General features: G+C 55.1%; 12 protein-coding genes. All 12 read left to right on the forward strand.

Annotated elements, in window-relative coordinates:
• The first annotated feature begins 146 nt into the window (after positions 1-146).
• The 12 genes from P0078_RS21165 to purF all read left to right on the forward strand — a co-directional run bounded on the left by P0078_RS21165 (position 147) and on the right by purF (position 13,243).
• Positions 147-3,524: a motility hub landmark protein FimV gene (locus tag P0078_RS21165; protein WP_282931870.1), complete on the forward strand. Its 3,378-nt coding sequence runs from the start codon at positions 147-149 to the stop codon at positions 3,522-3,524.
• A 131-nt stretch (positions 3,525-3,655) separates the two neighbouring features.
• On the forward strand, positions 3,656-4,549 hold the full coding sequence (gene truA / locus P0078_RS21170) for a tRNA pseudouridine(38-40) synthase TruA (RefSeq protein ID WP_282934656.1): 894 nt from the start codon (positions 3,656-3,658) through the stop codon (positions 4,547-4,549).
• A 125-nt stretch (positions 4,550-4,674) separates the two neighbouring features.
• Complete coding sequence (locus tag P0078_RS21175; RefSeq protein WP_282931871.1) at positions 4,675-5,283, forward strand: phosphoribosylanthranilate isomerase; 609 nt, start codon at positions 4,675-4,677, stop codon at positions 5,281-5,283.
• A 20-nt stretch (positions 5,284-5,303) separates the two neighbouring features.
• Positions 5,304-5,525, forward strand: a complete 222-nt coding sequence (locus P0078_RS21180) for a hypothetical protein (RefSeq protein WP_282931872.1) — start codon at positions 5,304-5,306, stop codon at positions 5,523-5,525.
• Positions 5,526-5,857: 332 nt separating this feature from the next.
• A complete protein-coding gene (trpB, locus tag P0078_RS21185; protein WP_108732438.1) occupies positions 5,858-7,081 on the forward strand; it encodes a tryptophan synthase subunit beta in 1,224 nt (407 codons plus the stop codon).
• Between the two features lie 92 nt (positions 7,082-7,173).
• Positions 7,174-7,983 carry a tryptophan synthase subunit alpha gene (gene trpA / locus P0078_RS21190; protein ID WP_282931873.1) on the forward strand — a complete coding sequence of 270 codons (810 nt, stop codon included), beginning with the start codon at positions 7,174-7,176 and terminating at the stop codon, positions 7,981-7,983.
• A gap of 160 nt (positions 7,984-8,143) precedes the next feature.
• On the forward strand, positions 8,144-8,998 hold the full coding sequence (gene accD, locus P0078_RS21195) for an acetyl-CoA carboxylase, carboxyltransferase subunit beta (protein ID WP_282931874.1): 855 nt from the start codon (positions 8,144-8,146) through the stop codon (positions 8,996-8,998).
• A 77-nt stretch (positions 8,999-9,075) separates the two neighbouring features.
• Positions 9,076-9,282: a hypothetical protein gene (locus P0078_RS21200; RefSeq protein ID WP_282931875.1), complete on the forward strand. Its 207-nt coding sequence runs from the start codon at positions 9,076-9,078 to the stop codon at positions 9,280-9,282.
• 47 nt (positions 9,283-9,329) lie between these two features.
• Positions 9,330-10,349 carry a bifunctional folylpolyglutamate synthase/dihydrofolate synthase gene (locus P0078_RS21205; protein WP_282934657.1) on the forward strand — a complete coding sequence of 340 codons (1,020 nt, stop codon included), beginning with the start codon at positions 9,330-9,332 and terminating at the stop codon, positions 10,347-10,349.
• Positions 10,330-10,974 carry an SPOR domain-containing protein gene (locus P0078_RS21210; protein ID WP_282931876.1) on the forward strand — a complete coding sequence of 215 codons (645 nt, stop codon included), beginning with the start codon at positions 10,330-10,332 and terminating at the stop codon, positions 10,972-10,974. The genes P0078_RS21205 and P0078_RS21210 overlap by 20 nt, the downstream gene beginning before the upstream one ends.
• Positions 10,975-11,215: 241 nt before the next feature.
• Positions 11,216-11,710, forward strand: coding sequence for a CvpA family protein (locus tag P0078_RS21215; protein ID WP_282931877.1), 495 nt, complete (start codon positions 11,216-11,218; stop codon positions 11,708-11,710).
• A 45-nt stretch (positions 11,711-11,755) separates the two neighbouring features.
• Positions 11,756-13,243 (forward strand): amidophosphoribosyltransferase, encoded by a 1,488-nt coding sequence (gene purF, locus P0078_RS21220; RefSeq protein ID WP_282931878.1) that lies wholly within the window; start codon positions 11,756-11,758, stop codon positions 13,241-13,243.
• Positions 13,244-13,426: the final 183 nt, after the last annotated feature.

Raw genomic sequence — 13,426 nt, forward strand, 5'->3', positions numbered from 1 at the left:
CTGAAATTGGCGAGATATTCGCCATATTTGGCGGCTGCCTAAACGGCGGCCAAATCGTCGAACGATTACCGTTCAGTAATGGGGATGTTCTGAAGGCGCGCTTTTCGGAAGCCCTGGGAAGGTTCTAACAATAAAGGGAATCGGATATGCGTGTGCGTAAGTTGGCACTTGCAGTTGGTCTAGTCGGTGCACTGGGAAGCAACGCGGCTCTGGCGCTTGGACTAGGTGAGATCAAGCTCAACTCGACCCTTAACCAGCCTCTCGATGCGGAAATCGGATTGCTGCAAACTCGCGGTTTGGAAGATACCGAAATTAGGGTTCGCCTCGCAGGCCCTGAAGAATTTGAGCGAGCTGGTGTCGAGCGTTCTTACCTTCTCACTTCTTTAGATTTTGAAGTAGATTATTCAGGTGGCAAGCCGGTTATCCGTATTTCCAGCCGTGAAGCAATTCGCGAGCCCTTCTTGAATTTCCTTGTTGAGACTCGTTGGCCCAGTGGCCGTTTATTGCGCGAATATACGCTGTTGATGGACCTGCCGGCGTTTTCTCCTACCGCAGCACAACAGCCCGTGCGTGCGGCTGAGCGCGAACGCCAACAAGTGCGTCGCAATACCCCGGTACAGCAGCCTCAGCGACGGACAACACCTGCGCCGAGCAGTAATCAAGCTCCGGCACAGCCGACTCCCACTGAAAGCGTTACTCCTGAAAGTCGGGAGGCGGCGCGTCCACAACCTCGCTATGTGTCCACAGAAAGTGGTGACAGTAGCCAAGTTTACGGCCCGGTAAGTTCTTCAGATACCCTCTGGGAAATTGCACTGCAAAATCGTGCCAGCCGCGAGTTTTCTGTGCAGCAGACTATGCTGGCGATCCAAAGGCTGAATCCGGAAGCCTTTATTAATGACAATATTAATCTGTTGAAGAAAGGCGCCGTTCTGCGTCTGCCTAATACAGAAGATCTGCGCACACTGACTATGACTGAGGCCATCTCTGAAGTGGCCCAGCAAAATGATTCTTGGCGTCAGCGCTCCGAAGTGGAAGTGACCACAGGTGCACCACTGGATGCCCGCGCAGTTGAGGAAGAGTCTTTCACCAGTGAAACGGTTGAAGGGCGTGTGAGTCTTGTTACACCTGGGGATAATGAGTCTGTATCTTCGGGCTCTGGAGCTGGCTCTGAAGACAGTGCAGCGCTTGAAGGCAATCTCACTATGGCTGAGGAAGAGCTGGATAAGTCCAAGCTTGAAAACTCAGAATTGCGTGAGCGGATTTCCGAGCTCGATGAGCAGATTGACACCATGGAGGCGCTGGTCGAGGTTTCCAGTGAAGAGCTGGTAGCTGCGGTCGAGGCTGCTGAGCAGTCCGATGCGCTGCTCAATCCCACTGTGGTGGATGATGCTGAAGCGGAGCTCGCAGATGACAGCCTTGCTGTCGACGATAGTGAAGAGCCAGAGGGTGCAATCGACGCAGAAGAGGAAGCTGCTGAAACTGAGCCGGCTCCATCGGAAGAGCGCAACCGGGTAGTGGCTGTGCAAACCAAACCCAAGCCCACCTTTATGGAGCAGCTCGCCGATAATGGATTGCTGATTGGCTTGGGCGGTGGGGGCTTGTTGGCCGCTATATTTGGTCTGTTTACCTGGCGTCGCCGCAAGGCCGAGCAAGAGGCGCAGCAAGAACTTGAACAGCAGATGGCTATGGAACATGAGCCGCTGGATATTCCTGAGCAAATTGCCGAACCCGATGAAACTCTCGCTGCAGTAGAAAGTATGGAGGCCGACGACACTTTCGATCTGGGCGATCTCGGCGATGTAGGCACTGATGACCCTATTTCTGAAGCGGAGATTCACCTGTCCCTGGGGCAGTACGAGGAAGCTGAAAGCAAGCTTTTGCTGGGGCTGGAAAAAGACCCGCAGGTGGTCGATGCACGCCTGATGTTGATGGAGGTCTACGCCCACAACCAGGATGTTGAGAGGTTTGACGACCACTATCGCCAGCTGCTCAGTATCAGCGACGGCCCAGCTGCCGATCGCGCCGCGCGCCTGCGTGAATCCATTGTTGGTGCACCGGATTTTGAAGCCCCGGCTATGGGTCTATCCAATGAATCCTTCGAGGCAGCGCAGCTCGACGATATTGGCGCGGCCCTGGACGATGACTTCACAAGTGCGGAACCGGATCTCGACAGCAGCGATAGCCTGGAGCCTGACACGTCACTCCTCGACGATCTGACCATGGATCTGTCATTGGATGAAGACAAGTCTGATTCTGACCAGGAATTGTCCTTGGATCTGGATTTGGATAGTAGTTTTGAAGAGCCGTTACAGGTGGCTGCGGAGCAGGGCGAATCCTTCGATACGGAGTTCAGCCTGGATGATTTGGATCTGGACGGTGCTCTCGATGGTGATAGTCAGGAAACCAACCTCGCGGCATCTGAGCCAGAAACTGAAAACGACTTAAATCTTGACGAGCTTGATTTGGGTGAACTGGATCTGGGTGATTTGGGCTCAAGCAATCAAGGGTCCGCTTTGGTCGAAGACGATTTGGGGCTAGAACCTTCTGATAACACAGATGAAAGTGTCGAAGCTCCAATAGAATTCGACACCTCCGACTTGGATCTCGATTCTCTCGACCTGGAGCCGGAGGCACCAGAAAACAGTGCGGCCTCAGTTGAGGCTCAGCTGGAAGAAAAGGCAACTACCAGCGGTGGTTCCGTTCCGGGCCTGGATTTTGAGCTGGATCTTTCCATGATGGAGGAAGAGACCCAGCCGAAGGCGGAAGAAGAGGCTTCGTTTGAGCTGGATACGGCCTTTGAGTCGGATGATGCTCTGGAGTTGGATTCAGCTGACAGTGGTTTGAGCGAAGAGATCTCCCTGACAGAAGGGGTCTCCTCTGCCCAGGAGCCTGCAGAAGAGTTATCTATGGATGACTTCTCTGAGGGCGATCTGGAGATGATCGGCGGGGACTTGGATTCCGAGCTGGATCTCGACGGTATCGACCTGGATGATATTGCTGCGGATCTCAACGCAACTGAACAGCCCTCGGCAGAGGTAGCTGCGGCCAGCAGTGAGCCGGTAGCAGATTTATCCCTCGATGCCGACCTGGATTCTCTCGATGCCGCAGGTATGGAGCTGGCCGGGGCTAGCGACCTGGACTTCAATGCGGATGCTATTGAAGAGGAGTTCTCCCTGGAGGAGGAGCTGGCTCTCATCGATGAATCCACTGAGGGTGATTTGACTCTTGAGCCAGAACCCCTGGTTGAAGCTAAGCCTGAAGCGATAGAGCAGGTTGAGGCGATTGTCGAAAAGCCGTCAGATTCTGACTTTGGTGACCTCGACTTCAACCTGGAAAGCGACCTCAATTCAGAGTTGAGTTTGCTGGAAGGCGGCGATGAGATGGCGACCAAGTTGGAGCTGGCTCAAGCTTATATGGATATGGGTGACGAAGAGGGCGCTAAGGATATCCTCAAAGAGGTCGCCCAGGATGGTGGCGGTGAACACAAAGACCGCGCCGAGGAAATGCTGGAGCGGATGGTGTAAGCTAGCAGCGTATTCCGTTTTTGAAAAAACCTCGCACTGGTTGCGAGGTTTTTTTATTTTTACCGGGAAGTTCCCGGCAGCGATTTTTACCCGGCGCAGTGGCAGCGGGGAGAGCAAGTGGTTTTGGTGATATGAGTCAGGTGACGCAAAGGGAATATATTTACAAGCCCAATGGGGAGGTTCCTGAAGGTGAGGGGCTGCCCGAAGGGCTGCGCCGTATAGCCCTGGGCGTTGAGTACTGCGGAGCCAAGCTGCACGGTTTCCAGAAACAGAAGTCTGCATCGGAGACTGTCCAGGCTCATCTGGAGCGGGCTTTATCCACTATTGCAGCGGAGGATGTGACCCTGGTTTGTGCCGGGCGTACCGATGCGGGCGTTCATGCTACCAATCAGGTCATCCACTTTGATACCCGAGCGCAGCGCCCGGACCGCGCCTGGGTGCAGGGAGTTAATACCAAGTTGCCGGATTCAGTGCGGGTGCGCTGGGCGCGGGAAATGCCGGCGCAGTTCCATGCACGTTTTTCCGCTCACGCCCGCAGTTATCGCTACCTGATCCACAGCGCACCGACCCGCTCGGCCCACAGCGCCGCTGAGGTAACCTGGACCCAGCATTCGCTGGACCTGGAGGCGATGCGTGAGGGAGCCAGCTACTTGATCGGCCGCCACGACTTCACCAGCTACCGCGCCTCTCAGTGCCAGGCCAAGAGCCCGGTGCGCGAAATTACCCGCCTGGATATTGCCTCGGTGGGTCAGCTGGTTGCCTTGGAAATTAGTGCTAACGCATTCCTCCACCATATGGTGCGCAATATCACTGGGGTTTTGATGGCAGTGGGGAGAGGGGAGCGTCCACCAATTTGGGTAAAAGAGGTGCTGGATCAGCGGGACCGCTCCGCCGGAGGTGTTACTGCGCCGCCGTTTGGCCTGTATCTCGTTGATGTGCGCTACCCGGATCATTTCCAGCTTCCCCAGTGTGAGCCGGGGCCACTGCTGGTGCCACAGCCTTTGGGTGCTTTGCTATCCAGTTAGACTGCTGAATTTTTCGAGGCTAAAGCAAATCTGGGAGAGGGCGTGCATTTCGCGCCTTCTGACTATCTGCTAGTATCCGTCGTTCCCTCTTTTGATCGGCCAGCCGGCTGAGTCCAGGTTACACGATGCAAGTAAAAATATGCGGCATCACTTGTATAGAAGATGCCCTGATGGCTGTAGATGCAGGTGCCGACGCGTTGGGCCTGGTATTTTATAAGCCGAGCCCGCGCAATATCGATCTTGATATGGCAGCTAAAGTTGCAGCGGCAGTTCCCCCATTTGTCACCCTGACGGGGTTATTTGTCGATGCGGCACAGAGTGAGGTGGACGCTGTACTGGAATCGGTGCCGCTTAACCTGTTGCAATTCCACGGCGATGAAAGTGCCCGTTTCTGCGAACAATTCCGGCGCCCCTATATCAAAGCGTTGCGGATGAAAGATGACCTCGATGTCAAAGCCGCAATGACTGAGCACCCCAAAGCCCGGGGCTTTCTATTGGATGCCTACAGGCCCGGTATCCCCGGTGGTACCGGAGAGACCTTTGATTGGGACAGGGTTCCCCAAGATAGCAGTCGCCCGATCGTTCTTGCCGGTGGCTTGAATCCCGCGAATGTAACTGCAGCAGTAGAAGCTGCGCGCCCACAGGGGGTGGATGTGAGCGGAGGTGTAGAGCGTCAGCCGGGACGCAAGGATCGAGAAAAAGTTTTTGCGTTTGTCAGCGCTGCGAAGAGATAGATTTAGAGGCGGTACCGGAAGTGCCGCCCGCCGGCTTGGCCGGCGCGAGCCAGCAAATACCAGCAGATCGACGCATCTGCGCCAGTATTTTCTGGCGACGTTTGAATAGTTCAGGGAGAACTACGGCTAATAGTATTGAAGCGGCACAGGGAAGTGCCGCCCGCCGGCTTGGCCGGCGCGAGCCAGTAAATACCAGCAGATCGACGCATCTGCGCCAGTATTTTCTGGCGACGTTTGAATAGTTCAGGGAGAACTACGGCTAATAGTATTGAAGCGGCACAGGGAAGTGCCGCCCGCCGGCTTGGCCGGCGCGAGCCAGTAAATACCAGCAGATCGACGCATCTGCGCCAGTATTTTCTGGCGACGTTTGAATAGTTCAGGAAGAACTACGGCTAATAGTATTGAAGCGGCACAGGGAAGTGCCGCTCGCCGGCTTGGCCGGCGCGAGCCAGCAAATACCAGCAGATCGATGCATCTGCGCCAGTATTTTCTGGCGACGTTTGAATAGTTCAGGAAGAACTATTCAAACAGTAGGTAAACAGAAAGAAAGTTTTAACCCACGTGACCACGGAGTATGAGTGTGAGTAAGCCAGGTGCTATCGATTTTTCCACCTTCCCGGATGCGAGCGGACATTTTGGTCCCTACGGCGGTCGCTTTGTATCGGAGACGCTGATCAGCGCATTGGATGAGCTTCAGGCAATGTATAGCCGCCTGAAAGATGATCCGGATTTTGTCGCTGCCTTTGATCACGATCTGGCGCACTACGTAGGCAGGCCATCGCCGCTGTATCTTGCTGAGCGACTGACTGAGCAGGCGGGCGGTGCGCGAATCTGGCTTAAGAGGGAAGATCTGAACCATACCGGTGCGCACAAGGTAAATAACACGGTGGGCCAGGCACTGCTGGCCAAACACAGCGGTAAAACCCGTGTTATTGCCGAAACCGGCGCTGGTCAACACGGTGTGGCTACGGCAACCGTGGCAGCGCGTCTCGGTTTGCAGTGTACGGTTTATATGGGTGCGGAAGACGTTAAGCGCCAGTCCCCCAACGTATACCGTATGAAACTGCTCGGGGCAGAAGTGGTGCCGGTGGAATCCGGCTCCAAGACCCTAAAGGACGCCATGAATGAAGCCATGCGCGATTGGGTAACCAATGTCGATAATACTTTCTACATTATCGGCACTGTGGCTGGTCCTCACCCTTATCCGCAATTGGTGCGCGACTTCAACTCTATTATCGGCCGTGAAGCCCGTCGCCAGAGTCTGGAGCGCTTTGGCCAGTTGCCCGATGCGCTGGTGGCCTGCGTCGGTGGTGGTTCCAATGCGATTGGCCTGTTCCACCCGTTCCTGAATGACGCTGAAGTGAAAATGTTTGGTGTCGAAGCCGGCGGTGAAGGCCTGGCTTCTGGTAAGCATGCTGCACCACTGAATGATGGTATTCCCGGTGTTCTGCACGGTAACCGCACCTACCTGATGGAAGATGATGACGGCCAGATTATCGAGACTCACTCGGTTTCTGCGGGGCTCGACTACCCGGGTGTTGGCCCTGAGCACTCTTGGCTGAAAGATATCGGCCGGGTGGAATATGTCACCGCCGATGATGATGAAGCCCTGGATGCCTTCCGTCGACTCACTCGCACTGAGGGTATTTTGCCGGCATTGGAATCCAGCCATGCAGTCGCGTACGCGCTCAAGTTGGCGGCTTCCATGAGCCCTGAGCAGAATGTCCTGGTGAATCTCTCCGGCCGAGGCGATAAGGATATTTTCACCGTTGCCGCTATTGACGGTATCGAGGTGTAGCAATATCACCGCCCGCCTCTGAGGCGGGCAAAATGGGTGAGGATCAAATAATTGAGCTGGCTTTTTGCCAGGAGTAGCTCAGGGAATAAACTGTGACAGAACAAAATAGAATTGATCGCCGCTTTGCCAAGTTGCGCGATGAGGGCCGCAAGGCACTGGTAACTTATATTGTCGCTGGCGATGGCGGCTTGGACAATACTGTGCCGCTGATGCATCAGTTGGTGGCCAGCGGGGCCGATGTTATTGAACTGGGGGTGCCATTTTCCGACCCCATGGCAGAGGGCCCGGTAATTCAGAAAGGGCATGAGCGAGCACTGGCCAATGGGGCTTCGCTGCGCAAATGTTTGGCATTGGTGAAAGAATTTCGTCAGTCGGATAGTGACACCCCGGTAATCCTGATGGGCTATGCCAACCCTATTCAGCGTATGGGTGAACTGGAGTTTGCTGAAGCGGCGTCTACTGCGGGTGTCGATGGTGCCCTGACCGTAGATCTGCCGGCTGAAGAGTCCGGTTCCCTGAATGCCTTTTTGGCGGAGCGCAACCTGCGCAATATCTTCCTACTAACGCCTACCACCACTGAAGAGCGTATTCGTGAAATTACCGATGTTGCCAGCGGCTTTGTTTACTATGTATCCCTGAAAGGGGTTACCGGAGCAGGCCACCTGGATTTGGATTCGGTGCGTGACAATCTGGACCATATTCGCCAGTTTACCGATCTGCCCCTGTGTGTTGGCTTCGGTATCAAAGATGGTACCTCGGCCCGCCAGGTCAGTGCCCATGGCGACGGTGCTGTAGTCGGTAGCGTGCTGGTGTCGGCGGTAGATGCGGCGGCAGACCTGGAAGCCGCTAAAACGGCGGTTGGGGCTATTGTCAGCGAGATGCGCGAAGCCCTGGATCGCTAAAAGCAGCTATAGGTCTAAGCACAAAGCTGGCCAGAAAGCCAAAAATAGCGGCTGATCTGGCCGGGTTTGTTGTTCAGCTTAGTGTTTTAATTCCTAGCCTGAAACCCACTGGTCGGTAAAATGTGCCGGCCCAAAGAAAGCCTCCGGATTTGGAAACGAGATGAGCTGGTTAGAAAAAATTGTCCCTGCGGTAATTCGCACAGAGCGTCGCACCGGCAGCAGCAAGGTCCCCGAGGGGGTTTGGAAGAAGTGCGTCAAATGCGATGCGATGCTTTATCGCCCGGAGCTGGAACGCAATCTGGATGTGTGCCCCAAGTGCGATCACCACTTTAGAATCGGCGCCCGTCGCCGCCTGGATATCTTCCTCGACGAGGAAGGTCGTGAAGAGCTGGCCACCGATGTGCAGCCGGTTGATCGTCTGAAGTTTAAAGATGTTAAAAAATATAAAGACCGCTTGGTACAGGCACAAAAGTCCACTGGTGAGAAGGATGCGCTGATTGCCATGCAGGGCAGCCTGAATGGTGCCCCCCTGGTAGCGGTAGCATTTGAGTTCGCTTTCCACGGTGGCTCCATGGGCTATGTGGTCGGTGAGCGCTTTACCCGTGCCGCTCAGCGTGCCTTGGAGCAGCGTATCCCGCTGGTTTGTTTCTCTGCTACCGGTGGTGCCCGGATGCAGGAGGCCCTGATCTCCCTGATGCAGATGGCTAAAACCTCGGCGGTGCTGGAAAAAATGAAGATGGCCGGTGTGCCTTATATCTCCATTATGACCGACCCGGTATACGGTGGTGTTTCCGCATCCCTGGCCCTGCTGGGTGATATCAACGCGGCGGAGCCCGGAGCGCGCGCTGGTTTTGCCGGCCCGAATATTATCGAGCAGACCATTCGCCAGAAATTGCCGAAAGGTTTCCAGCGCAGTGAGTTCCTGCTGGAGCACGGCGCAATTGATATGATTATTCCTCGTAAGGAAATGCGCTCTACAGTGTCCCGCATATTGGGTAAACTGACCGGCAACTGATTTCCATTCCCTTGGGGTTATGCTGTGATCAGCTTAATTTCCGCTGATTGCAGCCCCCATCATCGATGTTTTCAACTATGCCTTCACTGCAAGATTGGCTCTCCCGTCTGGAGCAGCTGCACCCTTCCGAAATTGAATTAGGTCTTGAGCGCGTCGCATCTGTGGCCGATGCACTGGGTATCCAGAAACCGGCACCGACAGTGATTACTGTGGCGGGCACCAATGGTAAGGGTTCCTGCGTGGCCACTATGGAGGCGCTGCTGTGTAAGGGGGGCGCTCCGTAGGCGCTTACAGTTCCCCACACCTTCTGCGCTTTAACGAGAGGGTACGTATCGGGGGTGAAGAGGTTGCCGATAAAGATCTCGTGCTGGCGTTTGAGGCTATCGAGGTTGCTCGCGGTGAGACCAGCCTGACCTATTTTGAATACACCACCCTGGCGGCGCTCTGGTTATTTCAAAGGGCAGGCGTCGAGTTTGCACTTCTGGAAGTTGGCCTGGGTGGACGCCTGGATGCAGTTAACCTGGTGGATGCGGATCTCGCTATTATCACTAGTGTTGCCATTGATCACGAGGACTGGCTTGGCAGTGACCGGGAAATAATCGGCCGTGAGAAAGCCGGTATCCTGCGTGCCGGGGCGCCTTTTGTCTGTGCTGATAACAATCCCACCCAATCTGTGCTGTCTGCGGCAGAAAAATTGTCCAGTTCCAGTTACTTTATAGGTCAGGATTTCTCTCTGAATTTGGGAGAGGGTAAAAAAGAACTTTACCGCTTTGGTAAGTTGGAACTTGTGATCCCCCCGATCAGCTTGCCGCGCCCAAGTATCGCTGCTGGGATTACCGCGCTGGCTCTGCTCAATGTATTGCCCCAGAGTGGGATCGAATCTGCACTGGCTGAAATTGCCCTGCCTGGGCGCTGTCAGCAGGTTCAATGGCAGGGGCGCAACTTGCTGTTGGATGTGGGGCACAATCCGGCAGCGGCCGAACACTTGGCTAAATGGCTTGCAGATCACCCTGTAGATGGTGAGACCCATGCGCTGGTAGCGGCTATGGCCGATAAGGATTTGGTGGGACTCTTCGCGCCTTTACGGGGTGTGGTGGATGCCTGGCACCCCGCAGAGTTGCAGGGCAATAGCCGCGCTGCGAGCGGAGAGACCTTGCTGGAAGGTCTGGCCGCAGCAGGTGTTGAGGCAACGAACGCCGATAGCCGCTGTCCAACGGTCGCCGATGGTTTACAACAGCTGCTGCCGACCATTGGTCCACAAGACAGGTTGCTTGTATTTGGTTCCTTCTTTACTGTGGCTGAGGTTCTGCAGCAGATGCGAGACGAAGGTAATGGAGAATTGCGAGGGTAAACCCTCCCGCCGAGGGCGATTGAACGACGGATTTAAGCAGCGCATTGTCGGTGCGCTGGTTTTGGCTGCGCTTGCCGTTATTTTCTTGCCCAGCCTGTTGGACCGGGAGGCCGCAGGCAATATCAGTGAAACCAGCCAGATTCCGGCGGAGCCGGATATACGCCCTATTGAAATTGCCGAGCCACAGCCGGTAGCGGATGCTGTGCCAGCACCGGCGCCCGGTGAGGCTTTCCAGCCGGATCTGCCGGAGAACTTCTCCAACCCGAAGGCTCCAGTAGCTGATGAGGGAGAGGAACGGTCAGAGATCGCCAAGAGTGATGAGCCGGAGGAAAAACTGCCCGCGCCGAAGAAGGGAGCCTCGCCCCTTGTGGATGCCTATGGCCTGCCTGTGGCCTGGGTGGTTCAAGTGGCTTCCTACCGGGATGAGTCCAATGCGGACAAGCTGCGTTTGCGCCTGATGAACGAGGGCTACAGTGCCTATACTCGGGCGGTGGATACAGATAAGGGTCGCCTGGTGCGGGTCTTTGTTGGGCCAAAGGTCAACAAGGCCGATGCCCATCAGCTGAAAAAAGAATTGGATACCCTTCTGAAAGCCCAGACCCTCGTGCTTCAGTTCAAGGCCTGATCGGGCCTTTGACTTCAGGTTGCCACCATTTCAGCCCGAGGCGGATGGTGGCAACTTGCTGGCAGACTTCCACTTTGCACTTTTATTCGCAATTAACCGATTGCCACTGCGCCAAACGTCCAGGGAAAGCGGTACTACAAGTAATAAATTCCAATCGGTTGGCCTACGGCTTCACGCGCTTAGTCCCTTCAGTTAGAATGCGCGCTCTTCGCGGCAGCAGCCGCCACGCAGGTAGGATTGAATGAATTGGGCTGACTGGATCATTCTGGCTATTGTGGGTATCTCCACGCTTATCGGCCTTAGTCGAGGTTTCATCAAGGAAACCTTGTCTCTGCTTACCTGGATTGCCGCCTTTATCGTCGCCATGATGTTTCGCGACCAGCTGGCGCCAATGCTATCCAACCTCGTCGACACCCCCTCCCTCCAAATGATTGCAGCTTTTGGCATCCTGTTTATCGGCACCTTACTCGCTGGCGCCGGTCTCAACATGGTGCTTTCTGCCTTTGTTGAGGCAACTGGGCTATCCGGTACAGATAGAGTGCTGGGAATGGCGTTTGGCTTGGTGCGGGGGGCCATTGTCGTGATGGCGCTGTTGATCCTGGCCCCGGCATTGGTGCCGGTGGAGCAGGACAGCTGGTGGAGTCAGTCTGTTTTGATTCCCCATTTCCTCGAATTTGAGGATAGTGCGCGGGAGCTGGCGGGCTCCGTTAAGGAATTCTTCGTAAAGTTGTTTTAAATAGAGCGCCAAAAGCGCTCTTCTCGAGTCAATAGGGTCAAATATATGTGTGGTATCGTCGGTATCGTCGGTAAGAGTGACGTCAATCTGCAGCTCTATGATGGGCTCACTCTGCTACAGCACAGGGGACAGGATGCCGCCGGTATCGTTACCTGTGACGATGATCGCCTGAACCAGCAGAAAGCCAATGGTCTGGTTCGCGACGTATTCCGCGCGCGCCACATGGAGCGTCTGAAAGGCAATTTTGGTATTGGTCACGTCCGCTACCCCACTGCCGGCAGCTCCGGCCCGGCGCTGGCTCAGCCGTTCTACGTGAACTCTCCCTACGGCATCGCCATGGCTCACAACGGCAACCTCACCAATGTGCACGAGGTGGTCGATGAGATCTTCCAGCAGGACCTGCGTCATATCAATACAGATTCTGACTCGGAAGTGTTGCTGAACGTGTTCGCCCACGAGCTGCACAAGTTGCACAAGCTGCAGCCGAAAGCCGAAGATATCTTCAGTGCGATGCGCTCTGTACACAAGCGCGTGCGCGGCGCCTACGCTTGCGTTGCCCTGATTGTCGGTTACGGTATTGTCGCTTTCCGCGATCCCAACGGAATTCGTCCACTGGTTTACGGCAAGCGTGAAACCGAGAAGGGCACCGAATATATGGTGGCTTCCGAGTCCGTGGCTCTGGACGTACTGGGTTACACCCTGGTGCGCGATGTCGCTCCTGGCGAAGCGCTCTATATCGAGCTGGATGGCACTGTGCACTCCGAGCAGTGTTCAGATAACCCGTCTTTGACTCCCTGTATTTTTGAGCATGTGTACTTTGCCCGTCCTGACTCCATTATGGATGGCGTATCGGTACACAAGGCGCGTTTGCGTCAGGGTGAGCATCTGGCGGACAAAATTCTCAGCATGCGCCCGGATCACGATATCGACGTGGTTATCCCGATCCCGGATTCTGCCCGCACGGCAGGTCAGACGGTAGCCCACCGCTTGGGGGTGAAATTCCGTGAAGGTATGGTGAAGAACCGCTATATCGGACGGACCTTTATCATGCCCGGTCAAAAGCAGCGCAAGAAGTCGGTTCGCCAGAAGCTCAACGCCATCGAGCTGGAATTCCGTGGCAAGAATGTGTTGCTGGTAGATGACTCCATTGTGCGCGGTACTACCTGTAAGCAGATTATCCAGATGGCCCGCGATGCCGGTGCTGCCAAAGTGTACTTCGCCAGTGCTGCACCAGCGGTAAAATACCCGAATGTTTACGGTATCGACATGCCCTCCGCCACTGAGCTGGTGGCTCACGGTCGCACCACCGAGGAAATCTGTGAGGAGATTGGCGCAGACTGGTTGATCTACCAGGAGCTGGAAGATTTGGTGGTCAGCTCCAGTGGCGGCAAGCAAAAAATTGATCGCTTTGATTGCTCTGTATTCGACGGCAATTACATCACCGGTGATGTGGACGAGGAATACCTGAACGATCTGCACGCTCAGCGCAATGATACGGCGAAGCGTAAAAAGGCCGACGCCAACGCTTTGTAATTCGCCCTTTGGGGGAATATCTAAATATCCTTCACCTGATTGGCGGGCGGCAAAAAAACCGTTTTTGTAGCCTGCCAATAGTAAAAAAGCGTAAGCGTCCTTTTCTCGCGGCAGAAGAGGGCGCCAGTTAAGATCGTTTCGGTTAAGATGACTGCTTCCAAAAATACTGACCAGGAAGCGGTA

It is taken from the genome of Microbulbifer sp. VAAF005 (genome assembly GCF_030012985.1).
In the GTDB taxonomy this organism is placed as follows: Bacteria; Pseudomonadota; Gammaproteobacteria; order Pseudomonadales; family Cellvibrionaceae; genus Microbulbifer.

What these genes read in the sequence shown, in the direction of transcription:
- P0078_RS21165 (WP_282931870.1), top strand. Translation starts at nt 147, where the DNA reads ATGCGTGTGCGTAAGTTGGCACTTGCAGTTGGTCTAGTCGGTGCACTG.
- truA (WP_282934656.1), top strand. Translation starts at nt 3,656, where the DNA reads ATGAGTCAGGTGACGCAAAGGGAATATATTTACAAGCCCAATGGGGAG.
- P0078_RS21175 (WP_282931871.1), top strand. Translation starts at nt 4,675, where the DNA reads ATGCAAGTAAAAATATGCGGCATCACTTGTATAGAAGATGCCCTGATG.
- trpB (WP_108732438.1), top strand. Translation starts at nt 5,858, where the DNA reads ATGAGTGTGAGTAAGCCAGGTGCTATCGATTTTTCCACCTTCCCGGAT.
- accD (WP_282931874.1), top strand. Translation starts at nt 8,144, where the DNA reads ATGAGCTGGTTAGAAAAAATTGTCCCTGCGGTAATTCGCACAGAGCGT.
- P0078_RS21200 (WP_282931875.1), top strand. Translation starts at nt 9,076, where the DNA reads ATGCCTTCACTGCAAGATTGGCTCTCCCGTCTGGAGCAGCTGCACCCT.
- P0078_RS21210 (WP_282931876.1), top strand. Translation starts at nt 10,330, where the DNA reads ATGGAGAATTGCGAGGGTAAACCCTCCCGCCGAGGGCGATTGAACGAC.
- P0078_RS21215 (WP_282931877.1), top strand. Translation starts at nt 11,216, where the DNA reads ATGAATTGGGCTGACTGGATCATTCTGGCTATTGTGGGTATCTCCACG.
- purF (WP_282931878.1), top strand. Translation starts at nt 11,756, where the DNA reads ATGTGTGGTATCGTCGGTATCGTCGGTAAGAGTGACGTCAATCTGCAG.